This window comes from Bradyrhizobium sp. WCU1 (assembly GCF_053474805.1).
Genome location: NZ_CM130280.1, coordinates 2,239,315 through 2,264,113, shown reverse-complemented (window position 1 = coordinate 2,264,113; position 24,799 = coordinate 2,239,315). Strand labels below are relative to the sequence as shown.

The following is a 24,799-nucleotide window of genomic DNA, read 5'->3' as shown; positions in this document are numbered from 1 at the left end:
CGGGCCCTGCGTGCTTTCGGCCTGCCTGGCGGATACAAACAACCGCCGCTTTAGGACACTCTCGCTAAAGTAGCGTTAATCTCGGCGGCGCAATTCGATGCTGCCCGCCGAGGGAGTTTCCTGGAACTTGCGCTCACCATCGTGCCGGCATGGTCAACGCCAGGCGCGCGCCTGCGGAATGCGGCCATGACCGGCGGCTCGATTGCTCCCAAAGCGCAAGTTTGATCATCTCATCCGGTGCCGTTGGCCAACGTGCTGGCAGGCGTGGAGGGAACATGAAGAATCGCATCACCGGCCGCTCGGCATTCCTGGCATTGCTGAAGGATGAAGGCGTCACCCATCTGTTCGGCAATCCCGGCACCACCGAACTGCCGATCATGCATGCGCTGAAGGACCATCCCGATCTCACCTATGTGATGGCGATGCAGGAGAGCCTGGTGGTTGCGATGGCCGACGGCTTCAGCCGCGCCTCCGGCAAGCTGGTCGCCTGCAACGTCCATGTCGCGCCCGGCCTCGGCAATGCGATGGGCTCGCTCTACAATGCGAGCTTCACCGGCACGCCGCTGATCCTCACCGCGGGCCAGCAGGAGCAGGGCCATGGCCTGACCGAGCCGGTGCTCTATGGCCCGCTGGTGCAGATGGCGACGCCGCTGGTGAAATGGGCGGTCGAGGTGACGCGGCTCGAGGACTTGCCGCGCATCGTGCGCCGCGCCGCCAAGATCGCGACCACGCCGCCGACCGGGCCGGTGTTCATCTCGCTGCCGGGCGACATCCTCAACGCCGAGGCCGGCATCGAGCTCGGCCGCTCCACCCGGGTCGACACCAGGGTCCGCCCGTCGGAGGAATCGCTGAAGGCGCTCGCCGCGCGCATCCTCAAGGCGGAGCGTCCGGTGATCGTCGTCGGCGACGAGATCGTCAAGAGCGACGCGCTGCGCGAGGCCGCCGATCTCGCCGAGACGCTAGGCTGCCCGGCGTGGCAATCGTCGACGCCTTATGGTTCGCATTTCCTGTCGGAGAGCCCGAGCTTCATGGGCGCGATCGCGCGGCTGCAGAAGGTCGCGCGTGACGTGCTGGCGCCGCATGATCTGCTGATCGCGCTCGGCGGCGATCCCTTGCGGATGTCGGTCTACAGCGAGGTCGATCCGCTGCCGGACGGGCTCTCGATCGTGCAGGTCGGGCTGGTCGACAGCGATCTCGCCCGCAACTATGGCGCCGAGATCGCGGTCAAAGCCGACGTCAAGGAGACGCTGCGCGCGCTGGTGCCAGCATTGAAGGAGACCGGCGGAAGCGCGCTGGAGACGCGCGCGAAGCAGGGGCTCGCGGCGCTCGCACCGAAGAATTGGGCGGCGAAGCGCAAGGCGCTGGTCGAGCAGATCTCGAAGGCGAGCCAGACTTCGCCGATCGACCCGGACTGGCTGGCGCTGCAGGTCGTGGAAGCGATGCCCGACAATGCGATCCTGGTCGATGAGGGCCTCACCTCGTCGCGCCAGATCATCGGCTTGCGGCCGCATCGCGACGGCTACGGTTATCACGCGCTGGCTTCCGGCGGCATCGGCTGGGGCCTGCCGGCCGCGGTCGGCGTCAGCCTCGCCAATCCGACGCGCCCGGTGGTGTGCTATTCCGGCGACGGCTCGTCGATGTATTCGATCCAGTCGTTGTGGACCGCGGCCAACCACAAGCTGCCGCTCAACTTCGTCATCGTCAACAATGGCGGCTACCGCATCATCAAGCAGCGCCTGCTCGCTTTCCATGGCGATGACAATTATGTCGGCATGGACTTCATCGACCCGCCGGTCGATTTCACGGCGCTTGCGCGCTCGCTCGGGCTCGAGGCGATCAAGGTCACCGATCCGCAGGAGCTGAAGGGCACGCTGAAGTCGGCGTTCGCGAGGCCCGGTGCCAAGTTGATTGAAGTGGTGGTCAGCAATTCCGTGAATTGAAGGAGCCGCACGCTGGCTCTCTCACCGTCATCTTGTAGAGCGCGCAAGAGCGCGCTCCTCAGGATGACGGAAGAAAGAGCATCCTCTACTCCGCCGCAGCACCCCGCTTCACGCGATACCGGCTCGCCGGATGCGCGTCGTCGAGCTTCGCACGTCCCGCGCCGAACAGCTTCTCGCGCAAGGTGCCTTTGGCGTATTCCCGCTTGTAGCGGCCGCGCTTGACGAGCTCCGGCACCAGCATGTCGGCGATATCCTCGAAATCGCCGGGCGAGATCGCGAAGGCGACGTTGAGGCCGTCGACGTCGGTGTCCTCGAACCATTGCTCGATCTTGTCGGTGACCTGCTCCGGCGTGCCGACCACCACGGGGCCGGCGCCGCCGATGCCGACATGCTCGGCGACCTCGCGCACGGTCCAGACCCGGTCGGGATCGGCGCGGGTGACATTGTCCATCGCGGAGCGGCCGGCATCGTTCTGCACGTGACGGACTTCCTGGTCGAGTGAGTAGGTCGAGAAGTCGACCCCGGTCCAGCCCGACATCAACGCCAGCGCGCCCTCATGGCTGATATGGCTGCGGTACTCCGCATACTTCGCCTTGGCTTCGGCCTCGGTCGGCGCCACCACGATGCACATCATCGAGAACATCAGGATCTCGGCGGCATTGCGGCCCTTCGCTGCCGCGAGCTCGCGGATCGCCGAGACCCGCGGGCCGATCACCTTCGCCGACGGGCCCGACATGAACACGCATTCGGCGTGCTCGGCGGCGAATTGCCGGCCGCGCGGCGAGGTGCCGGCCTGGTAGAGCACCGGCGTGCGCTGCGGCGACGGCTCCGACAGATGGATCGCGTTGAGCCGGTAGTTGGCGCCCTCGTGCTGCACACGGTGCACCTTCGACGGATCGGTGAAGATGCCGCGCGCGACGTCGCGGATCGCGGCGTCGTCCTCCCAGCTGCCTTCCCAGAGCTTGTAGACCAGCTCCATATATTCGTCGGCGAGCTCGTAGCGGTCGTCATGCGCGGTCTGCTTGTCCTTGCCGGCGCCGCGCGCCGCCGAATCGAGATAGCCGGTCACCACGTTCCAGCCGACCCGGCCATTGGTCAGGTGGTCGAGCGTCGACATCCGTCGCGCGAACGGGTAGGGCGGCTCGAAGGAGAGATTGCTGGTGACGCCGAAGCCGAGATTTTCGGTCACCGCGGCCATCGCCGGGATCAGCATCAACGGCTCGTTGGCCGGGGTTTGCGCCGCGTTGCGCAGCGCCGCATCCGGATTGCCGGCATAGACGTCATAGACGCCGAGCACATCGGCGAGGAACAGCCCGTCGAACCGTCCACGCTCCAGCGTCTTCGCGAGGTCGGTCCAGTAGGACAGCTTGTTGTAGTCCTTGGTGCGGTCGCGCGGATGGGTCCACAGCCCCGGCGACTGATGCGCCACACAGTTCATGGCAAAGGCGTTGAGCCGGATCTGTTTTGTCATTGTCGAAAACCTTGGTCGAAACCTTGAGCGCCGCTTCGATTGCTGCCCGGTTGGGCGTCCCGCGTCAAATTGGTGCGACTTCCCACGTTTTGGCAAGGGCCCTTCGCGATTCACACCCTTCCGGTGGCGGGCCGATCCCGATAGGTTGCCGGCCTCCAGAAGCATGATCCGGATGTGCGACGCAGCGATCCGACGGGATCATGCCAAGAAATCATCTCAAGCCGCGACCGGACGAAGGAACAATCATGGCGACACGGGAAGACGCAATCGCGAACGTGCGAGAGCATTTTCAATCGGGACAGTTCCTGAAGGAGCTGGACCGCAGGGTCGGCTACCAGACCGAGAGCCTGAATGCCGACAAGGCCGACGCGTTGCGCGCCTATCTGGTGGAGAATTTGCAGCCGGCCTTCGCCGAGCTCGATTTCAAGACCAGGCTGATCGAGTCGCCGACCGGTCGCGGACCCTATCTGATCGCCGACTACCAGGAAGATGCCGCGCGGCCGACCGTGCTGACCTACGGCCACGGCGACGTCGTCGACGGTATGGTCGGCGAGTGGCGCGACGGGCTCAATCCCTGGCAGATCACGGTCAAGGGCGATCGCGCCTACGGCCGCGGCACCGCCGACAACAAGGGCCAGCATTCGATCAACATGGCCGCCCTTCGCGCGGTGAAGCAGGCGCGCGGCGGCAAGCTCGGCTTCAACGCCAAGTTCATCATCGAGACCGGCGAGGAGATCGGCTCGCCCGACCTGCGCGAAGTCTGCGAGGCGCATCGCGAGGAGTTGAAGGCCGATCTGTTCATTGCCTCCGACGGGCCACGGCTGTCGGTGGAACGTCCCACCATCTTCCTCGGCTGCCGCGGCGGCAACCGCATCCATCTCGATGTCAATCTGCGCGAGGGCGGCAATCATTCCGGAAATTGGGGCGGCGTGCTGGCCAATCCTGCGACGATCCTGGCGAACGCGATCGCAAGCCTGGTCGACGGCAAGGGCCGCATGAAGCTCGACATCCTCAAACCGCCGCCGATCTCAAACCGCGTCCGCGCCGCGCTCGCCGACGTCGAGATCAAGCCGACGGCGGACGAACCTCAACTGGCGGAGGATTGGGGCGAGGAGGGCCTGACCGCCGCCGAGCGGCTCTATGCCTGGAACACGCTCGAAGTGCTGGCGATGTCGGCGGGCAATATCGAGAAACCCGCCAACGCGATCCCCGGCAGGGCGAACGCGGTGCTGCAACTCCGCTTCGTGGTCGGCACCAAATATCTCGAAGTGATCGACGGGGTGCGCGACTATCTGCACAAGAACGGCTTTCCGATGGTCGAGGTGTCGGGCGCGCAGCGTTTCGGCGCCTCGCGCACCGACATGGACAGCCCATGGATCGACTGGGCGGCGAACTCGATCCGCGCCACCACCGGCAAGGCGCCGGCGGTGCTGCCGAACTTCGGCGGCTCGCTGCCGAACGACGTGTTCTCCGAAGGCCTCGGCCTGCCGACGATCTGGGTGCCGCATTCCTATCCGGGCTGTTCGCAGCACGCGCCCGACGAGCACATCCTGCTGCCGGTGACCGAGGAGGCGCTGACCATCATGGCCGGCCTGTTCTGGGATCTCGGCGAGGCGCCGCTCAAGGGTTGAAGTGCAGCGCGCGCATTTTCTCCGTCATCCCCGCGCAAAGGCTAAGCCGTTGCGCGGGGGTGACGGGGAAGACTTGGATGAGCGGGACGAACCCGGCCGTGACCCGCTCGGAGAGTAGTGCCTGACACGGCCAAGGAATCTAGATGACTCTATCGACGCCGATCACCTCCGAAGCCAACGCTACCACCAAAAAGAACATCACCCGCCTGATCGTCGCAACCTCGGTCGGCAACGCGCTCGAATGGTACGACATCGCGGTCTATGCCTATTTCGCGGTCTACCTCTCCAAGGCGTTCTTCCCAGCCAATGATCCGACCACCTCGCTGCTTTTGACCTTCGGCAGCTTCGGCCTGTCGTTCCTGATCCGCCCGATCGGCGGCGTCGTGCTCGGCGCCTATGCTGACCGCCACGGCCGCAAGGCCTCGCTGATGCTGTCGATCGTGCTGATGACGTTCGGCACGCTGGTGCTGGCGCTGATGCCGACCTTCGAGACGATCGGCATCCTGGCGCCGATCGCGGTGATGCTGGCGCGGCTGGTGCAGGGCTTTTCCGCGGGAGGCGAGTTCGGCTCCTCGACCGCACTCCTGGTCGAGCACATGCCCGAGCGCCGCGGTTTTGTCGCGAGCTGGCAGTTCGCGAGCCAGGGCGTCAGCGGCCTGCTCGGCGCGGGCTTCGGTGCACTTCTGACTTCGCTGATGAGCCCGGAGGATCTGCAATCCTGGGGCTGGCGGCTGCCGTTCCTGTTCGGCGTGCTGATCGGCCCGGTCGGGATCTATATCCGCAACCATGTCGACGATGCGACCCCGCCGCCTGCCACGAAGCAGGAATCGCCTGTCGCGGAGGTGTTCAGGCAGCAGAAGCTCGCCACCATCCTTGCGATCGGTGCGCTCGCGGTGTCGACCGCGGTGAATTATTTGATCGTCTACATGCCGACCTATGTGGTGAAGACACTGAACCTGCCGCCGACCGTCGGCTTCATGGCGGCGCTCGTCGCGCAGACCGCGGTCGCGCTGCTGGCGCCGATCGCGGGCTTCGTCTCCGACAAGATCGGACGCACCACGCACATGATCCTGTTCGCGCTGCTGCTGTTGGTCTCGATCTTCCCGGCCTTCCTGCTGCTCACGGGCAAGCCGACGCCGACGATCATCCTGCTCGGCGTGCTCTGGCTCGGCGTCCTCAAGTCGCTATATTACGGGCCGCTGGCCGCGCTGATGTCGGAACTGTTTCCGCCGGCGACGCGCGCGACCGGCCTCGGTCTCAGCTACAATATCGGCGTCACCATGTTCGGCGGCATGGGGCCGGCGATCATGACCTGGATGGGAAGCTTTGCACTGATCGGCGAACTTGCGCCGGGCTATTATCTCACCGCGGTCTGCATCCTCAGCCTTGCTGCCCTCTTCACAATCAGAAGGATGCGGCTCGCATGATTTTCGTGAAACGAAATTCAATAATCTCGCTTGCTGCAAAGCAGCGTAGATAGTCGATATCAAAGTTTCATCTGACGAAAGTATACGGTGTCCGCTGCACATCATCCGTTCTAGGATGATGTCCGCCAGGCGTATCTCTTCATGCCCGGTCCGGAATCGGAATTGAAGGCAAGGAAGATCAGCGCATGAACGCCTCCACGACTGCGACCGCGCGGAACAGCCGCAAGAGGCAATCACCGGAGCCGGGCCAACCCGACAAGTTCAACGCGATCCAGAAGGTCTGCGCGATCCTGCGCGTGCTGGCGCAGCGCTCGCCGTTGCGGCTGACCGACATCGCCGACACCACCTCGCTCAACAAGGCGACCGCGCTGCGCATCCTCAATTCGCTGATCGAGGAGGGATTTGTCTCCAGGGTCACCGGCGCCAAGACCTATGAGCTCGGCCAGGAGGCGCGGGTGATGGCGGTCGGTGCGCGTCGCTCGGTCGACATCGCGGAGCTGGCGCAGCCGAGCCTGTTGCGGCTGTCGGAGCGTTCGGCCGACACGGCGCTGCTGTCGGTACGATCCGGCGTCGAGGCGCTGTACCTGGCGCGCTCGGTCGGCAGCCACCCGCTGCAACCGAATTATCTGCAGATCGGCAGCCGCCGTCCGCTCGGCGTCGGCGCCGGCGCGCTGGCGCTGCTGGTCTGGCTGCCTGACGCCGAGATCGAGGCCGTGATCGAGGTGATCGTGCCGCGGCTGGCGAAATCGCCGCGCATTACGCCAAAATTCCTGCGCGAGCGGATCGCGGTGGCGCGCAAGGTCGGCCACACCGTGCTGCTCGACGCTGCATTCCCCGGCATGGGCGGCGTCGGCGTTCCGGTCCGCGATGATGCCGGCGAGGTGGTCGCCGCGCTGTCGATCGGCGCCGCCACCGACCGCATCCGGCGCCGCGAAAGTGAGCTCGCCGACATGCTGAAGAAGGAAGCCCAGGTGCTGGCCCGCGCGATGGCCCAGGCGCCGAAGAATGTGCGGCCCGCAAAGGTCACGAGCTGACCCGATCGGGCGTCGGGATTTGGCAGTTCCTGGCAGCAGGAATTCGGCTGTTCCGGCCTGCGCGCTGACCAAGCGGGTCGGTTTAATCAAGCGATTAATCTGAGGAACCCAAGGGTGTCAGCGGCTTGCGAGAACGGGCGGTTGCCGTCATCATGGCCGCGCTCGCCGAGGAAACCTGCCCAACAAGATGACGCTATCGCCTGACGCCACCGACGACGCTGTGACGACGGCGTTTGCCGGCCTTCCCGCATTGCTCGACCGGGCGCCTCGGCTGGTCTCGCGCGGCCGGCTGCTCGATTGCGACTGCCTGATCGGCCCGACGGCGCGGCCGTTTCATGCCGCGATCCGCGCCGGACGCATCGTCGAGTTCGTGCCTTCGCCGGTCCTGATGCGCTCATGGCGCTTCGCCTATCGCGCGACGCCGCGGGCCTGGGCCGCCTATTGGCAGGCCGAGCCGAAACCCGGCTGGCACGATTTGCTGGCGCTGACCAAGCGTGGCGAGGCGGTGCTGGAAGGCGATTTGCATCCCTTCATGGCGCATCTGCAGTATTTCAAGGATCTGCTGGCGCTGCCGCGGCAGCATTTCGCGGCGGCCAGCTCATGAACGGTGACATCGAGCCGATGGTCGGCCGCTACGTTCACGTCGAGATCGGCGGCGAGCTGCACCGCATCTATTTCGAGGAGAACGGAAAGGGCATCCCGCTGGTCTGCCTGCACACCGCGGGCTCCGATGCGCGGCAGTGGCGGCATCTGCTCGCTGACGCGCAATTTGCCGAAAATTTCCGCATCATTGCCTTCGATATGCCCTGGCATGGCAAGTCGAATCCGCCGATGAGCTGGACCGGCGATGAATACCAACTCACCACCGCGCGCTACACCGAGACCATCCGTGCCTTCTGCCGTGCATTGCGGCTGGAGAAGCCCGTGGTGATGGGCTGCTCGATCGGCGGACGCATCGTGCTCAACCTTGCGATCGAACATGCCGCCGAGTTCCGCGCGCTGATCGGGCTCGAGGCTGCCGACTTCCAGGCGCCGTGGTATGACACCGACTGGCTGAACCGCCCCGACGTTCACGGCGGCGAAGTCTGCGCCGCGCTGGTGTCGGGGCTGATAGCGCCGCAGAGCCCGGCGCCTGCGCGGATGGAAACGCTGTGGGGCTACAAGCAGGGCGGCCCCGGCGTGTTCAAGGGCGACCTGTATTTCTACCGTGTCGATGGCGACCTGCGCGGTCGCGTCGCGTCAATCGATACTAAAGTATGCAAGCTCTACCTGCTTACGGGCGAGTATGATTTCTCCTGCACGCCCGAGGACACGCGGCGGACGGCAGCGGCTATAGGGGGCGCCAGCGTCACGATCATGGAGCATCTCGGTCATTTTCCGATGAGCGAGAATCCCGGACAGTTTCGCCGCTACATCGCACCCGTCCTCGCCGACATTCTCACGCATTCAATCGACCGTTCCACGAAGGAGTAGACGTATGACACGCAAATATCTCATTGGCCTCGCGCTCGCCGCCGCGTTCGGCGCGAGCCAGGCTCAGGCCGAGGAGCTGACCGGCACGCTGAAGAACATCAAGGACACCGGCGCGATCACGCTCGGCTACCGCGATTCCTCGATCCCGTTCTCCTATCTCGACGACAACCAGAAGCCCGTCGGCTACGCCATGGACATCTGCTACAAGATCGTCGATGCCGTGAAGAAGGAGCTCAAGCTCGACAAGCTCGAGGTCAAGCTCAACCCGGTGACCTCGGCGACCCGTATCCCGCTGATGGCCAACGGCACCGTCGACCTCGAATGCGGCTCGACCACCAACAATGCCGAGCGCCAGAAGCAGGTTTCCTTCACCAACTCCCACTTCCTCACTGCCAGCCGCTACGTGACGAAGAAGGCGAACAAGATCAACTCGATCGACGACCTCAAGGGCAAGACGGTGGTCTCGACCGCCGGCACCACCAACATCAAGCAGCTGACCGAGGCCAACCTCGCGCGCGGGCTGAGCGTCAACATCATCCCGGCCAAGGATCATGCCGAGGCCTTCCTGATGGTCGAGACCGATCGTGCAGTCGCCTTCGTGATGGACGACATTCTGCTCGCGAGCCTCGTCGCCGGCTCGAAGTCTCCGGATGACTACGTCATCTCCAAGGATGCATTCTCCAAGCCGGAGCCCTACGGCATCATGCTGCGCAAGGATGACGCGCCGTTCAAGAAGGTCGTCGACGCCGCCACCGCCGCGCTCTACACCAGCGGCGAAGGCCAGAAGATCTATGACAAGTGGTTCACCCAGAAGATTCCGCCGAAGGGCCTCAATCTCAACTCGCCGGCCGGACCGGAGATGAAGAAGCAGTTTGCGAAGCCGTCGGACTCGCCCGATCCGGACGCCTATCTGGTGAACTGATCACGATACAGGACCCGTCGTCCCCGGGGGGGCGGGTCCTGAAAGTTAGCGTGTCCGGCCATTTTTGGAGGAGAATGGCCGGACATTTGCATAGACGCCGCGCGCAATGTCGGCGTAATGCGTGACCGGCGCGATCGCGTGGGGGACCCGTGAACTATAACTGGAACTGGCACATCTTCCTTGAGCCGAACCCGATGGGGACCGGCACCTATCTCGACTTGTTGCTGTCGGGGCTGGTGGTCACCGTCAAGGTATCGGTGCTCGCCTGGATCATCGCGCTGGTGGCCGGCTCGGTGATCGGCGTGCTGCGCACGCTGCCGTCGCGGACGGCGTCGTGGATCGGCTTCTGCTGGGTCGAGTTCTTCCGCAACATGCCGCTGCTGGTGCAACTGTTCCTGTGGTTCTTCGTGCTGCCCGAGCTGCTGCCGAAGTCCGCCGGGCTCTGGTTGAAGCAGTTGCCGAATGCGCCGTTCTGGACCGCCGCGATCGGCGTCGGCCTGTTCATGTCGGCGCGCGTCGCCGTGCAATTGCAGGCGGGCATCACCTCGCTGCCGCGCGGACAGAAGCAGGCCTCGACCGCGCTCGGCCTCACCACGGTGCAGACCTATCGCTACGTGCTGCTGCCGATGGCGTTCCGCATCATCCTGCCGCCGCTGACCTCCGAGTTCCTCAACACCATCAAGAACAGCGCCGTCGCCATCACGATCGGACTGATCGAATTGACCGGCCAGGCGCGCTCGATGCAGGAGTTCTCGTTCCAGGTGTTCGAGGCCTTCACCGCGGCAACCGTGCTCTATCTTCTCCTCAATTTCGTCGTGGTCACCGCGATGCGCTTCCTCGAGCGCTATGTCGCGATCCCCGGCTACATCACGGGCAAATGACGATGCTCGGCAATTTCGATTTTGACGTCATCCGCCGCGCGCTGCCCTATCTGTTCTTCGAGGGCATGCGCTTCACACTGACCCTGACGGCGCTGGCAGCGCTCGGCGGCCTCGTGTTCGGCACCCTGATCGCCTTGATGCGGTTGTCGAGCTACAAATGGCTCGGCCGCATCGCCGGCTTCTATGTCGACTTCATCCGCTCGCTGCCGCTGGTGCTGGTGATCTTCTGGTTCTACTTCCTGGTGCCCTATATCGGACAGTGGCTGACCGGCGCGTCGCGGCCGATCACGGTCGGCGCCTTCGCGTCCTCGCTGATCACCTTCATCATCTTCGAGGCGGCGTATTTCTCCGAGATCATGCGCGCCGGCATCCAGTCGATCTCGAAGGGCCAGCCGGCCGCGGCCAGCGCGCTCGGCCTGACCTACGCGCAGTCGATGCGCTACGTCGTGCTGCCGCAGGCGTTCCGCAACATGCTGCCGGTGCTGCTGACGCAAACCATCGTGCTGTTCCAGGACACCTCGCTGGTCTACGTGCTGTCGATCCCGGATTTCCTCGGCGCCGCCAGCAAGGTCGCACAGCGCGACGGCCGTCTGGTCGAAATGTACCTGTTCGCCGCGCTGGTCTACTTCGTCATTTCCTGTGTCGCGTCGTTCGGCGTCCGCCGCCTGCAGTCGCGTATCGCCATTGTAAGGTAGCTTTTTACATGCGGGTTTCAGTTCGGGGCACGGACTCCTTCACCTCTCCCAAAGGGAGAGGTCGGATCGCGTCAGCGATCCGGGTGAGGGGTTTCGCTCCGTCGTTGGACCGTGACCCCTCACCCGGCGCTGCGCGCCGACCTCTCCCTTTGGGAGAGGTGAAACCGTGCTCGCTGCTGCTGATGAGAACCAAATGATCGAGATCAATCACGTCAATAAATGGTACGGGCCGGCCTTCCAGGTGCTGAAGGACTGCACCACCAGCGTTGCCAAGGGCGAGGTGGTGGTGGTCTGCGGCCCGTCCGGCTCGGGCAAATCGACCCTGATCAAATGCGTCAACGCGCTGGAGCCGATCCAGGGCGGCGACATCACGCTCGACGGCGTCAAGGTCAACGATCCCAAGACCGACCTGCCGAAGCTGCGCTCGCGCGTCGGCATGGTGTTCCAGCACTTCGAGCTGTTCCCGCATCTGCGGATCATCGACAATCTCTGCCTCGCGCAGGAGAAGGTCCTGGGCCGCAAGCATGACGACGCCATGGCCAAGGGCATGAAGCTTTTGGAGCGCGTCGGGCTGAAGGATCATGCCAAGAAGTTTCCCGCCGAATTGTCCGGCGGTCAGCAGCAGCGCGTCGCGATCGCCCGCGCGCTGGCGATGGACCCGATCGCGATGCTGTTCGACGAGCCGACCTCGGCGCTCGATCCCGAGATGATCAGCGAGGTGCTCGACGTGATGGTCGACCTCGCCCGCGAGGGCATGACCATGATGGTGGTGACCCACGAAATGGGCTTTGCCAACAAGGTCGCCGACCGCGTCATCTTCATGGACCGCGGCGAGATCGTCGAGGACGCCAAGAAGGCGGATTTCTTCGGCACGCCCCGCAGCGACCGCGCGCAGAAGTTCCTGTCGAAGATATTGCAGCACTGAGGCGCTGACCCATCCACGGCGTCATTCCGGGGCGCGCCACTTGGCGCGAGCCCGGAATCCATTTCACCGCGGAAAAGCGGCCCAATGGATTCCGGGCTCGATGCTTCGCGTCGCCCCGGAATGACGAGGGCGGGGTTTTCCCCCGTTAACAATTTGCGTATACGAAGGCCTGAAATTCGTCCTTCGTTCGCAGGAGAACTCGCGTGGAAAAGATCGCTTACGTCAACGGCTCGTACGTGCCGCATTCCGAGGCCAAGGTCTCGGTGTTCGACCGCGGATTCCTGTTCGCCGACGGCATCTACGAGGTGGCCGCGGTGCTCGAGGGCAAGCTGATCGACAATGCCTCGCACCTGGCCCGGCTGAAGCGCTCGGTCGGCGAGATTCAGCTCGCGCTGCCGGAGACGCTGGAGCGGATCGAGGAGATCCAGAAGGAGCTGGTCAAGCGTAACCACCTCGTCAACGGCATGGTCTATCTCGAGGTCACCCGCGGCGCCGACAAGGGGCGCGATTTCGCCTTTCCGAAGGCGGAGGCGAACGTCAAGCCGACGCTCGTGATGTTCACCTCGGAAAAGGACATCATCAACGCGCCCTCGGCCAAGACCGGAATCAACGTCATCACGGTGCCCGACATCCGCTGGGAGCGGCGCGACATCAAGAGCGTGGCGCTGCTCGCGCAGGTGCTGGCCAAGCAGGCCGCGGCTGCGGCCGGCGCCGGCGAAGCCTGGATGATCGAGGACGGCAAGGTCACCGAGGGCGGCTCGTCCTCGTCCTTCATCGTCACCCAGGACGATGTCATCGTGACGCGGCAGAACGGCAACGAGATCCTGCCGGGCTGCACCCGCAAGGCGGTGGTCAAGCTCGCCGAGGAGCGCCAGCTGCGCATCGAGGAGCGTGCCTTCACGGTCGAGGAAGCGCTCGCCGCCAAGGAAGCCTTCATCACCAGCGCCTCGGTGTTCGTGCAGGGCGTGGTCGCGATCGACGGCAAGACGGTCGGCAACGGCAAGGTCGGCCCGATCACCGACCGCCTGCGCGAGATCTATGTCGAGTTCGCCCTGGCGACGGCGGTTTAATCTGTCCCCACTCGCGCTGTCATCGCCCGGCTCGACCGGGCGATCCAGTATTCCAGAGGCTGCGGTGTCTGAGCCGACACCGCGGCGTACTGGATGCCCCGCATGAAGCGGGGCATGACGGTGGAATAGATGGCGGACAGTATCGCCCTCACGCCGTCACCTTTACTTTCACCGGGTGTACCGCGCGGAAGCCAATCGCGATCCGGTTCCAGGCGTTGATGGTGCCGATCAGCGTGGTCAGGTTGACCAGCTCGCCGTCCGTGAATTCGGCGCGCACCGCCTCATAATCGGCGTCGGGCGCGTGCGTCTCGGAAACCAGTGTCAGCGCTTCGGTCCAGGCCAGCGCCGCGCGCTCGCGCTCGCTGTAGAGCGGCGACTCGCGCCATGCGTTGAGCAGATAGAGCCGCTGCTCGGTCTCGCCATGCTTGCGGGCGTCCTCGGTGTGCATGTTGATGCAATAGGCGCAGCCATTGATCTGCGACGCACGGGTCTTCACCAACTCGATCAGCGATTGCTCGAGGCCGCTGGCGGTGACTTGGCTCTCTACCGCGACCAGCGCTTTGATGGCGTCGGGGGCGGCCCGGTAGAAGTTCATGCGGGGTTTCATTGTCGTCTTCCTTGGTTGTGATCTGGATTCAATGCGCGCCGCCGCCGCCGGCGAGCTGGCCCGGCTTCTTCAGGCAGAGGGTTGCAACCAGCGCGATGATCAGCGCCACGCCGAGCAGATAGAAGGTGTCGCTGAAGGCCAGGATGTAGGCCTGCTTCTGCACGACATTGCCGATCGCGGCGATCGCGCGACGGGTGGCGGCGGCCTGGTCGGCGACGCCGTGGTTCATGAAATACTGCGTCAGCTGCGCGATCCGGCTGCGGGTTGCCTCCTCCAGCAGCGAGACCGACTGCATCAGCACGTTGGAATGATACTGCTCGCGCTTGGTCAGCAGTGTCTGCAGCGCGGCGATGCCGATCGCGCCGCCGAGGTTGCGCATCATGTTGAACAGCGCTGACGCCGATCCGGCATTCTCCGCCTCGATTCCAGCCGTTGCGACCGCCGACAGCGGAGCGAAGGCAAGCGCCTGACCGACGGCACGGACGATGTTCGGCCAAAGCAGCTGATCGGTGGCATAGTCGTTGGTCATGTAGATGTTCATGAAGTTGGAGCCGGCGAACAGCGCAAATCCGAGACCGATGACGATGCGCGGGTCGAACCGCTGCATCAGCTTCGGCACCAGCGGGATCAGCACGAGCTGCGGCAGGCCGGTCCATGCCAGCACCATGCCGATCTGCTCGGAGTTGTAGCCCTGGATGCGCGCCAGATACTGCGGCAGGATGAACACCGAGCCGTATAGCGCAATGCCCATCAGGAAGTTCGCCAGCATGCCGAAGCCGAAATTGCGGCGGGCGAGCAAGCGCAGATTGAGCAGCGGCTTCTCGACGGTGAATTCGACGATCAGAAAGGCGACCAGCGCCACGGCCGCGATCACCGACAGGCGGACGATGAAGGGCGAGCCGAACCAGTCGTCCTTGTTGCCTTCCTCCAGCACCGTCTGCAGCGCCGCGAGGCCGATCGCCATGGTGATGATGCCGAGCCAGTCGCCCTGGCGCAGCAACGACAGCTTCATCGGGCTCGGATCGAGCGAGACGAACAGCATCGCGATCATCACGGCGCCGGGCACCAGGTTGACGTAGAAGATGTACTGCCAGCCCCAGTTCTCAGTGAGATAGCCGCCGATGGTCGGGCCGATCGCGGGCGCGAACGTCGCCGACAGCGCGAACAGCGCGAGCCCGATCGGCTGCTTCGCCTTCGGCAGCAGCGTGATGATCAGCGTGAACGCCATCGGGATCAGTACGCCGCCGGTGAAACCCTGCACGGCGCGCAGCGCGATCATCTGCGGCAGGTCCTGCGCCAGCGCGCAGGCTGCCGAGAACACCAGGAACAGGAACGCGTTGGTGAGCAGATAGGTGCGCACCGAGAACACCTGCGCCAGCCAGCCGGACAGCGGGATCACCACGATCTCGGCGATCAGATAGGAGGTCGAAATCCAGCCGCCGTCGTCGATGCCAGCGCCGATGCCGCCCTGAATGTCGGCGAGCGAGGCGTTGACGATCTGGATGTTGAGCACCGCCATGAAGGCGCCGAGCGTGGCGCCGACCACCGCGATCCAGGTCCTGGCCGGGATCGCCGGTGTTGCAGGCGCAGCCGGTGCGGGGAGGTCGGCGGCGTTGGCTGTGGGCTGGAGTGTGGTCATCGGGGTCGTCCTTGCTGTCCCACGCAAGATGTATTAGGCGGCCACTTTCGATAATCCGGGAAGGAGTGGAAGGATTGTCCGGCGTAGGTTGATAATCGTGATCGAGCTTGCGACCGCGCAGCCAGTCCAGCGCGCCGTTCGGTTTGTGTGTGTCGATTAGTGAGGTGAGCACACCGGATTGGCTCCCTCCCCCGCAAGGGGGGAGGGAGCCCTACCGCCGGTGCTCATGGCTCGAAGAAGGGGACGGAGGAAGACGCAGCAAAAACGCGATCGACCACCGTTGCGGTGATCGATCGCGTCAAGCCGGTTGAAGAGGTGCTTTGCGCTAACCGCCGTTCGCCCGCATCGCCGACGCCAGCCGGCGCTTCTCGTCGCGCTCGGCCAGCACCGTCGCCTTGGTGTTGACGGTGGGGATTGCCGACATGCCCGGCCGCAGCAGCCCGGTCAGGCTGTGATCGTCGAGCACGATCTTCACCGGCACGCGCTGCACGATCTTGGTGAAGTTGCCGGTGGCGTTGTCGGGCGGCAGCAGCGCGAATTCGAGGCCGCTCGCCGGCGACAGGCTGTCGACGTGACCCTTCAGCGTGGTGCCGCGAAAGCTGTCGACGGTGAGCTCGACCGGCTGGCCGTTGCGCACATGGGTCAGCTGCGTCTCCTTGAAATTGGCGACCACATAGACCGCATCGAGCGGCACCACGGCCATCAGCTGGGTGCCGGCCTGCACGTATTGCCCGACACGCAGCGTGCGGGCCCCGACCGTGCCGTCGACCGGCGCGGTGATCTTCGCATAGGACAGGTTCAGCTCGGCCTGCTGCTCGACCGCACGGGCGCGATCGACTTGCGCTGCGGCCTGGGCGCGTTGCGTGGTCAGCACATCGACCTTGCGCTGCGCCGCCGACAGCGCCGACTTCGCGTGCTGCAATTGTGCGGTGTTGGCGCGCAGCGCCGCGTCGGTCTGCTGCGCGCGCTGAATGGTGCCGGAGCCGGACTTCATCAGCCCGTCGTAGCGGGTCTGCTCCTCCTGGGCGAACTTCAGATTGGCCTCGGCGGCGGTGACGTCGGCGGTGCTCTGGTCGATGATCGGCTGCTGCAATTCGAGCTGGGCGTCGAGGTTGCGCACTGACGCTTCCGCGGCGTTGACGTCGGCCTTGGCCTGACCCAGCGCGGTGCGGTAATCGCGGTCATCGATCTCGGCCAGCAATTCGCCGGCCTTCACCGGCTGGTTGTCGGTGACCAGCACCCGGGCGATGTAACCCGACACCTTCGGGGCGATGATCGTGGAGTCCGCCTTCACATAGGCGTCGTCGGTCGACTCGAGGTAACGGCCGGTGGTGACATAGTCGTAGCCGAAGTCACCGGCGACGGCGATGCCGAGCAGGGCAGCGAGCCCGAGGCTCACCCGCTTGACCGTCTGCCGCGACGGGCGAAGGCCGATTTTGGCCGGTTCTTCAGGGACATAGGCGGTGGTCGACATGGTCTTCTCCTGGCCGAACATTTGCGTCCTTCCAGAAAGGGCGCCAGTTTCGGCCCTTTAGATGCAATGTCCTCCCCGCTGTGATAATCCCGATAAAACTGGAAGCATTATCAAGCCAGCGCTGATAATCCGGACCTTGCCGCATGGATCGCCTGACCAGTTTGACCGCGTTCGTCCGGGTCGTTGATTCCGGCGGCTTCTCCGCGGCCGGCCGCAAGCTCAACATGTCCACGACAATGGTGAGCAACCACGTGCAGTCGCTGGAAGATCGCCTCGGTGCCCGACTGCTCAACCGCACCACGCGCAAGGTCAGCCTCACCGAGGTCGGCCAGGCCTATTACGACCGCTGCGTCCATATCCTCGCCGACATCGAGCAGGCCGACGACATCGCCGGCGCATTGCAGTCGGTGCCGCGCGGCACGCTGCGCATCTACACCAACACCCATCTGGCGCAGTTCCTGTCGCCCGCGGTCGTCGAGTTCCTGGCGACCTATCCGGAGGTCAAGGTCGACCTCGCGATCGGCGAGCGCAATGTCGACCTGATCGACGAGAACTACGATCTCGCGGTGCGCATGCTGCCGCCGCCGGATTCCAGCCTGATCGTGCGCAGCATCGCCACCTGGCGGCATGTGCTGTGCTGCTCGCACGGCTATATCGAACAGCACGGCAAGCCGACGCAGCTCGCCGACCTCGCGGAACGCAATTGCATCCGTCACGTCAACTATCCCTATGGCGACGACTGGCATTTCGTCGACCGCAAGGGCACGCAGGCATCAGTGAAGGTCAGCGGCAATCTGATCGCCAATAGCGGCGACACACTGCGGCTCGCCGCCTTGGCCGGCGTCGGCGTGTTTCTCGCGGCGGGCTTCCTGGTCCGTGACGAGCTCGAGTCCGGCCAATTGGTCCGCCTGTTGCCCGAGTACCGGCCGGTCGAGTTCACCATGAACGCGGTCTATCCGCACCGGCATCATCTCTCGGCGAAGGTTCGGACCTTCATCGACCTCCTGGTGCATCACGCCACCGAGCAGCAGAAGCTGATCAATCCGTATTCGTGAGCGGGCGTGGGTTGACGGGACTGGCAGCACGGCGCTCGTCATGGCGGCACGCATCCCTTGCATGGCGCTCCCGTGTATCAAGGTCGCCTCATCTGCCGGGGCCTGCCATGCCGCTTCGTCTTCTCGCATCGGTTCTGTTCGCGCTCGCAGCATCCCTGCCGCTGCACACGCCCGCACGCGCCGCCTATCCCGATCACATCGTCAGGATCGTGGTGCCGTTCGCGCCGGGCGGCGGCACCGATGTCGTCGCGCGCACGCTGGCGCAGGAGATGCAGAAGGATCTCGGCGTTGCGGTCATCATCGAGAACAAGCCGGGCGCAGGCACCATCATAGGCACGCAGAGCGTCGCCGCGAGCCCACCCGACGGCTACACGCTGCTGATGGCGACCTTCGCCAATGCGGTCAACCCGAGCCTCTACCGCAAGCTGCCTTACGATCCGCACAAGGACCTTGCACCGGTGGGGCTGGTGGCCCGCTCGTTCAACATCGTTGTGGTCAATCCAGCATCGCCGATCAAGTCGATCGGGGACCTGATCGCAGCCGCTAAGGCCGATCCGGAAAAACTGTCCTACGGAACCTACGGCACCGGCACCTCGGCGCATCTCGCCGGCGAGTTGTTCAAGCGCATGGCCGGCGTCAACCTGACCACCGTGCCTTACAAGGGCGCGGCGCCAGGGATCACCGACCTGTTGGGCGGCCAGATCCAGGTGATGTTCACGACGGTCGCAAGCTGCGCGTCGCTGGTCGAGGCCGGCCAGCTGGCGCGATCGCCGTGACCTCGACTGAGCGCTCACCGTCATTCCCGAAATTGCCGACCGTGTCGGAAACCGGTGTGCCCGGCTACGCAGCGGAATCCTGGTACGGCCTTTACGCACCTGCGAACACGCCTCCCGACATCATCGACCGCCTCAACAAATCAGCCGCCAGGGCGGTGCAGGCGGAGGCCTTCAAGAAGCTCAGCGTCAATGAGGGCCTCGTGATGGTCGCTGCACCGCCCGCAGACCTCGACCGCTATTTTGCTGGTGAGGAGGCGCGCTGGCGCAAGGTGATTGAGGACGCCGGCATCAAAGCTGAGTAGACTGGTTGCCCGGCGCAACGATCACATCTTTTTGCATCGCCATGCCGCAACCGTGATTCTAGACGCAATCAATGGTTCCTGGGGTCGTTGATGACGGGACACCGGCAACACCGCCGGTTTGATCAGGGCCTCGGGCTGGGGAGTGAGCCATGTGGATTCTGTTGCTGCTGCCGTTTATCGGCTTGCTATGGGTGCCGTTCTATAATTTCGCCGAGCCGTCGCTGTTCGGTTTTCCCTTCTTCTACTGGTACCAGCTCGCCTGGGTGCCGATCTCCTCGCTGCTGATCTGGCTGGTCTATCGCAGCCGTACGCCTGACAGCGACGAGACACGGTGAGGGGGCAGCCATGACCGACCATATCGCCTGGGTGGCGCTCTCCGTCTTCATCTTCTTCTTCGCCCTCGTCACCGTGATGGGCTTCTTCGCCGCGCGCTGGAAATCCGGTCCGGTGAACGAACATCTCGACGAGTGGGGTCTCGGCGGCCGCCAGTTCGGCACCTGGATCACCTGGTTCCTGGTCGGCGGGGATTTCTACACCGCCTACACCGTGATCGCGGTGCCGGCGCTGGTCTATGCGGTCGGCGCCTACGGCTTCTTCGCGCTGCCCTACACCATCATCGTCTATCCCTTCGTGTTCGCGGTGATGCCGGTGCTGTGGAAGAAGGCGCATGCCAACGGCTACGTCACCGCCGCGGACGTGGTCCACGGCGCCTACGGCTCGCGCGCGCTCGAGCTCGCGGTGGCTCTGACCGGCCTGGTCGCGACCATGCCCTATATCGCGCTGCAACTGATCGGCATGGAGGTCGTGATCAAGGCGATGGGCCTGACGGGTGAATTGCCGATCATCGCTGCTTTCGTGATCCTTGCGCTCTATACCTACAGCTCCGGCCTGCGCGCGCCGGCGCTGATCGCCTTCGTCAAGGACATCATGATCTACATCGTGGTGCTGACGGCTGTTGTCGTGGTGCCCTCGAAGCTCGGCGGCTATGGCGCGGTGTTCTCGGCGGCCCACGACGCCTTCACGGCCAAGGGCGGCGCCACCGGACTGACGCTGAAGCCCGCGCAATATCTGCCCTATGCCACGCTGGCACTCGGCTCGGCGCTGGCAGCCTTCATGTATCCGCATACGCTGACCGGGATCTTCGCCTCGAAGTCGGCGGATACCATCCGCAAGAACGCGATCCTGCTGCCGGCCTATACGCTGCTGCTCGGCCTGATCGCGCTGCTCGGCTACATGGCCTATGCCGCCAACATCAAGGTGACCTCGCCGAACGACGTGGTGCCGATGCTGTTCAAGACGCTGTTTCCGGAATGGTTCGCAGGCTTCGCATTCTCGGCGATCGCGATCGGCGCGCTGGTGCCGGCGGCGGTGATGAGCATCGGCGCCGCCAATTTGTTCACCCGCAATGTCTGGAAGCACTACGTCAATCCGGGCATCTCGCATGCCGGTGAGGCGTCGGTGGCCAAGATCACCTCGCTGGTGGTGAAGGTCGGCGCGCTCGCCTTCATCCTGTTCCTGCCGACGCAATATGCGCTCGACCTGCAACTGCTCGGCGGTCTCTGGATCGTGCAGACGCTGCCGGCGCTGGTGTTCGGCCTGTTCACCGTCTGGTTCCGCGCCGAGGGCCTGCTGCTCGGCTGGGCGGTCGGCATCGGCTGGGGCACCTACACGGCGTGGAGCAATGGGCTGAAGCCGCTCGCCAGCATCTCGCTCGGCGATGCCAGCTATACCTTCTATGTCGGGCTCGGCGCGCTGTTGCTCAACATCGTGGTGGCGGTGATCGCGACCGTCCTGGTTGGGTTGATCTCACCCGCCAAGCGCGGCGCGGCGGCCTGAGCCGTCGTGCGTATCTGACGGGGCGGGGGTGAGAAGCGCGGTGAGCCGCGCTACCTCCGCCTTGGTCTTGTCGATCGCGGCGTCCTTCACCGATCCGTAGCCGCGGATCTCCATCGGAGCCTTTGCGATCGCGACCAGATCGGCCAGCCGCGCGGCATCGAGCTTGCCGAGCATGGTGTCGATCAACGCCTCGTACCAGCCGATCAGCTCTCGCTCGGCGCGGCGTTCCGCGGTGTAGCCGAACACGTCGAACGGCGTGCCGCGCAGCACCTTGAGCTGCGCGAGCAGCCGCAGCGGGGTCTGGATCCATTGCCCGAACGCGCGCTTCCTCGGCCGGCCGCGCGCGTCGCGCCGCGCCGGCAGCAGCGGCGGCGCGAGGTGGTACTGCACCGTGAAGTCGCCGTCGAACTTATGCTTGAGCTCGTCGAGGAAGTCGGTCTGCATATGCAGCCGCGCCACCTCATATTCGTCCTTGTAGGCCATCAGCTTGAACAGCGAACGGGCCACGGCGTCGGTGAGGGGAAGGTCGTTTGGGTTCTGTTCAGTCTGTCCGCGCGCTCGGTTCGCCTCTCCCGCTTGCGGGGGAGGGGGCGCACCTTCGTTGCGGTCGCCGCCGAGTGCCGCCTCAGCGTGGCGGACACGATCGACGGCCGCACGGTAGCGCGAGGCGTAGGCCGCGTTCTGGTAGTCGCGCAGGAAGTCCGTGCGTCGCGTGATCACCTGGTCCAGCGTCTCCTGCTCCTTCGCGGCAGTATCTTCCGCCTTCGGCAGGAAATCCGGATCGACAAAGGCGAGCCGGCCCCAGGCGAAGGCCTGTTTGTTGCGCTCGATCGCGACGCCGTTCAGCTCGATCGCGCGCGTCAGCGCCTCCAGCGACACCGGCACCAGGCCCTGCTGCCAGGCGAAGCCCAGCATCATGATGTTGGCGTAGACGCTGTCGCCGAGCAGCCGCTCGGCCAGCGCGTTGGCGTTGAGGGTGGTGAGATTACCCGATCCGATCACTCGCTCGATGGCGCGCAGCCGAACCGGCGAGGCGAGGTCGGCGTCGCGGAAGCGCACCACGTCGCCGGTCGGCATCTCCGCGGTGTTGACCGCAGCGCGCATGCCCTTGCGGTACGTGCCGGACGCCTTGGCCGACGAGCTCACCACGAGATCGCAGCCGATCAGCGCGTCGGCTGCGCCCTGGTCGATCCGCACCTGATGCAGCGCGTCGGGCTTGGCCGCGAGCCGCAGGAAGCTCAACACCGGACCGAATTTCTGCGCAAAGCCGGTGAAGTCGAGCACCGAGACGCCGCGCCCCTCGAGATGCGCGGCCATCGCGATCAGCGCGCCGACCGTGATGACGCCGGTGCCGCCGACGCCGGTGACGAGGAGATCATAGGGCTTGTCGAGTGCCGTGAACTCCGGCGCCGGCAGCGTGGCGGCGCGCGCCAGCGGATCGATCGCGCTCGCATTCTTGGCCGGCCGCTTGCCGCCTTCGATAGTGACAAAACTCGGGCAGAAGCCGTTGAGGCAGGAGAAATCCTTGTTGCAGGTCGAGAGATTGATCTTGCGCTTGCGGCCGAACGGCGTCTCCTTCGGCTCGACGCTGAGGCAGTTGGATTCCACCGAGCAGTCGCCGCAGCCTTCGCAGACGAGGTCGTTGATGTAGGCGAAGCGTTGGGGATCGGCGATCGTGCCACGCTTGCGGCGGCGCCGTTTCTCGGTCGCGCAGGTCTGCTGATAGATCAGCACCGTGACGCCGGAAATGTCGCGCAGCTCGCGCTGCACGGCGTCCATCTCCTCGCGGGCGTGGATGGTGACGCCAACCGGCAGGTCCGCCGGCGAAAAATGCGCGGGATCGTCCGACACCAATGCGATTCGCGACACGCCTTCGGCGCGGACGCTGTGCGCGATCGCCTGCACGCTGACCGGGCCGTCCACCGGCTGGCCGCCGGTCATTGCGACGGCGTCATTGAACAGGATCTTGTAGGTGATGTTGGCTTTCGCCGCGATCGCCTGGCGGATCGCCATCGAGCCGGAATGATAATAGGTGCCCTCGCCGAGATTCTGGAACACATGGCTGTTGCCGGTGAATTTCGACGACGCCGCCCAGTTGACGCCTTCGCCGCCCATCTGGATCAGCGACGAGGTCTCCCGGTCCATCCAGCTCGCCATGAAGTGGCAGCCGATGCCGGCCAGCGCTTTCGAACCCTCGGGCACTTTCGTCGAAATGTTGTGCGGGCAGCCCGAGCAGAAATACGGCGTGCGCGTCGCGCCCGGCACCGCGATCATCCGATCCTGCTCCGGCACCAGCGCGGCGACGCGGCGCGCAAGCTGCAATTCGGGAAACATCGGATCGAGCCGACGCGCCAGCACATCGGCCAGTATCCGCGGTGACAATTCGCCGGTCCAGGAGATCAGCCGCGCCCCGGTTTCGTCATGCTTGCCGACCATCCGCTCCGGTTTCGATCCGGGATAGTCGTAGAAATACTCCTTGAACTGGCTCTCGATGATGCCGCGTTTTTCTTCGACCACCAGGATCTCGCGCTTGCCCTTCACGAACTCCATCGCATCGTGCAGCGCCAACGGCCACACCATGCCGACCTTGTAGATGTCGATGCCGAAGTGGCGGCAGGCGGCCTCGTCGAGGCCGACCAGCCGCAGCGCCTCCATCAGATCGAGATGCGCCTTGCCCGTGGTGACGATGCCGTAGCGCGCGTCCTTGATGCCGTAGATGCGGCGGTCGATCGGATTGGCTTTTGCAAACGCGTAGACCGCGTGCTTCTTGGCTTCGAGCCGCTCCTCGATTTGCGGGCCCGGCAGATCCGGCCAGCGATAATGCAGGCCTCCCGGCGGCGGCAGAAAATCCGCCTGTATGAAACGGCGCGGTGCGGGCAGCTCGACCGAGGCGCCGGACTCGACGATCTCCGAGATCGCCTTGAAGCCGACCCACATGCCGGAAAATCGACTGAGCGCATAGCCATATTCGCCGAATGCCAGATATTCGCCGACATCGGCCGGATGCAACGTCGGCATGAACCAGCTCATGAAGGCGACGTCGGATTGATGCGGCATCGAGGACGACACGCAGCCGTGGTCGTCGCCGGCGACGACCAGCACGCCGCCATGCGGCGAGGAACCATAGGCATTGCCGTGCTTCAGCGCATCGCCGGAGCGATCGACGCCGGGACCCTTGCCGTACCACAGCCCGAACACGCCATCGACCTCGCGGTCATTCTGCGTCTCGACCTGCTGCGACCCGAGCACCGCGGTTGCTGCGAGGTCCTCATTGACGGCGGGCAGGAATTCGATGCGGCTGTCCTTCAGCAGCGCGCCGATCTTCCACAGTTCGAGATCGACGCCGCCGAGCGGCGAGCCGCGATAGCCGGAGATGAAGCCCGCGGTGTTGGGACCGCTTGCGCGATCACGCCGCGCCTGGTCGAGCGCGATGCGCACGATCGCCTGCGTGCCGGTGAGGAAGACGCGGCCGCGTTCCCTGCTGTAGCGCTCGGAAAGCTGGTAGGCGTCGAGCAACGGCATCTGGCCCATGACTGAAGCCCTCGGGGAATCGCAATGTCTGTTGCGACAACGCTATCCCCTTGTGCCTGGTAGGTCTCACCTATGTATTCTCCTCGCTAGGGCTATTTCGGTCAAAGATT

21 protein-coding genes are annotated in these 24,799 nt (G+C 64.8%); 16 read left to right on the top strand and 5 right to left on the bottom strand.

Annotated features, from left to right (window positions below; genetic code table 11):
* Positions 1-275 precede the first annotated feature (275 nt).
* Positions 276-1,940, top strand: coding sequence for a thiamine pyrophosphate-binding protein (locus ACTUWL_RS10355; RefSeq protein WP_021078415.1), 1,665 nt, complete (start codon positions 276-278; stop codon positions 1,938-1,940).
* Between the two features lie 85 nt (positions 1,941-2,025).
* Here the strand turns inward: ACTUWL_RS10355 and ACTUWL_RS10350 are convergent, their stop codons facing one another.
* Entirely contained in the window at positions 2,026-3,411 is a 1,386-nt protein-coding gene (locus ACTUWL_RS10350; RefSeq protein WP_021078414.1) for an LLM class flavin-dependent oxidoreductase, read from the bottom strand.
* A gap of 245 nt (positions 3,412-3,656) precedes the next feature.
* Here ACTUWL_RS10350 and ACTUWL_RS10345 point away from each other — a divergent pair, with 245 nt between their 5' ends.
* The 10 genes from ACTUWL_RS10345 (at position 3,657) to ACTUWL_RS10300 (ending at position 13,469) form a co-directional block, all read left to right on the top strand.
* Complete coding sequence (locus ACTUWL_RS10345) at positions 3,657-5,042, top strand: M20 family metallopeptidase (protein ID WP_021078413.1); 1,386 nt, start codon at positions 3,657-3,659, stop codon at positions 5,040-5,042.
* A gap of 143 nt (positions 5,043-5,185) precedes the next feature.
* Positions 5,186-6,469, top strand: coding sequence for an MFS transporter (locus ACTUWL_RS10340; protein WP_021078412.1), 1,284 nt, complete (start codon positions 5,186-5,188; stop codon positions 6,467-6,469).
* 185 nt (positions 6,470-6,654) lie between these two features.
* Positions 6,655-7,503, top strand: a complete 849-nt coding sequence (locus ACTUWL_RS10335) for an IclR family transcriptional regulator (RefSeq protein WP_021078411.1) — start codon at positions 6,655-6,657, stop codon at positions 7,501-7,503.
* A gap of 187 nt (positions 7,504-7,690) precedes the next feature.
* Positions 7,691-8,107 (top strand): hypothetical protein, encoded by a 417-nt coding sequence (locus ACTUWL_RS10330; RefSeq protein ID WP_021078410.1) that lies wholly within the window; start codon positions 7,691-7,693, stop codon positions 8,105-8,107.
* Entirely contained in the window at positions 8,104-8,976 is an 873-nt protein-coding gene (locus ACTUWL_RS10325; protein ID WP_021078409.1) for an alpha/beta fold hydrolase, read from the top strand. Before ACTUWL_RS10330 ends, ACTUWL_RS10325 begins: the two co-directional genes overlap by 4 nt.
* 4 nt (positions 8,977-8,980) lie before the next feature.
* On the top strand, positions 8,981-9,898 hold the full coding sequence (locus tag ACTUWL_RS10320; protein WP_021078408.1) for an amino acid ABC transporter substrate-binding protein: 918 nt from the start codon (positions 8,981-8,983) through the stop codon (positions 9,896-9,898).
* A 149-nt stretch (positions 9,899-10,047) separates the two neighbouring features.
* Complete coding sequence (locus ACTUWL_RS10315; RefSeq protein WP_021078407.1) at positions 10,048-10,779, top strand: amino acid ABC transporter permease; 732 nt, start codon at positions 10,048-10,050, stop codon at positions 10,777-10,779.
* 2 nt (positions 10,780-10,781) lie between these two features.
* Positions 10,782-11,474: an amino acid ABC transporter permease gene (locus ACTUWL_RS10310; RefSeq protein ID WP_035650995.1), complete on the top strand. Its 693-nt coding sequence runs from the start codon at positions 10,782-10,784 to the stop codon at positions 11,472-11,474.
* 193 nt (positions 11,475-11,667) lie between these two features.
* Complete coding sequence (locus tag ACTUWL_RS10305) at positions 11,668-12,399, top strand: amino acid ABC transporter ATP-binding protein (protein WP_021078405.1); 732 nt, start codon at positions 11,668-11,670, stop codon at positions 12,397-12,399.
* Positions 12,400-12,602: 203 nt separating this feature from the next.
* Positions 12,603-13,469, top strand: a complete 867-nt coding sequence (locus ACTUWL_RS10300; protein ID WP_021078404.1) for a D-amino-acid transaminase — start codon at positions 12,603-12,605, stop codon at positions 13,467-13,469.
* 148 nt (positions 13,470-13,617) lie between these two features.
* Here ACTUWL_RS10300 and ACTUWL_RS10295 read toward each other — a convergent pair whose 3' ends face one another.
* The 3 genes from ACTUWL_RS10295 to ACTUWL_RS10285 all read right to left on the bottom strand — a co-directional run bounded on the left by ACTUWL_RS10295 (position 13,618) and on the right by ACTUWL_RS10285 (position 17,189).
* Positions 13,618-14,076, bottom strand: a complete 459-nt coding sequence (locus ACTUWL_RS10295) for a carboxymuconolactone decarboxylase family protein (protein WP_021078403.1) — start codon at positions 14,074-14,076, stop codon at positions 13,618-13,620.
* Positions 14,077-14,104: 28 nt separating this feature from the next.
* Entirely contained in the window at positions 14,105-15,715 is a 1,611-nt protein-coding gene (locus ACTUWL_RS10290; protein ID WP_021078402.1) for an MDR family MFS transporter, read from the bottom strand.
* Positions 15,716-16,040: 325 nt separating this feature from the next.
* Complete coding sequence (locus ACTUWL_RS10285) at positions 16,041-17,189, bottom strand: HlyD family secretion protein (RefSeq protein ID WP_035651027.1); 1,149 nt, start codon at positions 17,187-17,189, stop codon at positions 16,041-16,043.
* Positions 17,190-17,332: 143 nt separating this feature from the next.
* On the opposite strand from ACTUWL_RS10285, the gene ACTUWL_RS10280 reads away from it, so the two are divergent.
* From ACTUWL_RS10280 to mctP, 5 genes are all read left to right on the top strand, one after another.
* Positions 17,333-18,244 carry a LysR family transcriptional regulator gene (locus tag ACTUWL_RS10280; protein WP_021078400.1) on the top strand — a complete coding sequence of 304 codons (912 nt, stop codon included), beginning with the start codon at positions 17,333-17,335 and terminating at the stop codon, positions 18,242-18,244.
* Between the two features lie 107 nt (positions 18,245-18,351).
* Complete coding sequence (locus ACTUWL_RS10275) at positions 18,352-19,020, top strand: Bug family tripartite tricarboxylate transporter substrate binding protein (RefSeq protein ID WP_021078399.1); 669 nt, start codon at positions 18,352-18,354, stop codon at positions 19,018-19,020.
* Positions 19,017-19,322 carry a Bug family tripartite tricarboxylate transporter substrate binding protein gene (locus tag ACTUWL_RS10270; protein ID WP_021078398.1) on the top strand — a complete coding sequence of 102 codons (306 nt, stop codon included), beginning with the start codon at positions 19,017-19,019 and terminating at the stop codon, positions 19,320-19,322. Before ACTUWL_RS10275 ends, ACTUWL_RS10270 begins: the two co-directional genes overlap by 4 nt.
* Before the next feature lie 149 nt (positions 19,323-19,471).
* On the top strand, positions 19,472-19,657 hold the full coding sequence (locus ACTUWL_RS10265) for a DUF3311 domain-containing protein (RefSeq protein ID WP_021078397.1): 186 nt from the start codon (positions 19,472-19,474) through the stop codon (positions 19,655-19,657).
* Positions 19,658-19,667: 10 nt separating this feature from the next.
* Positions 19,668-21,158 (top strand): monocarboxylate uptake permease MctP, encoded by a 1,491-nt coding sequence (mctP, locus tag ACTUWL_RS10260; protein ID WP_021078396.1) that lies wholly within the window; start codon positions 19,668-19,670, stop codon positions 21,156-21,158.
* Here the strand turns inward: mctP and ACTUWL_RS10255 are convergent.
* Positions 21,129-24,689, bottom strand: coding sequence for an indolepyruvate ferredoxin oxidoreductase family protein (locus tag ACTUWL_RS10255; protein WP_021078395.1), 3,561 nt, complete (start codon positions 24,687-24,689; stop codon positions 21,129-21,131). The two genes, mctP and ACTUWL_RS10255, sit on opposite strands and share 30 nt — an antisense overlap.
* Positions 24,690-24,799: the final 110 nt, after the last annotated feature.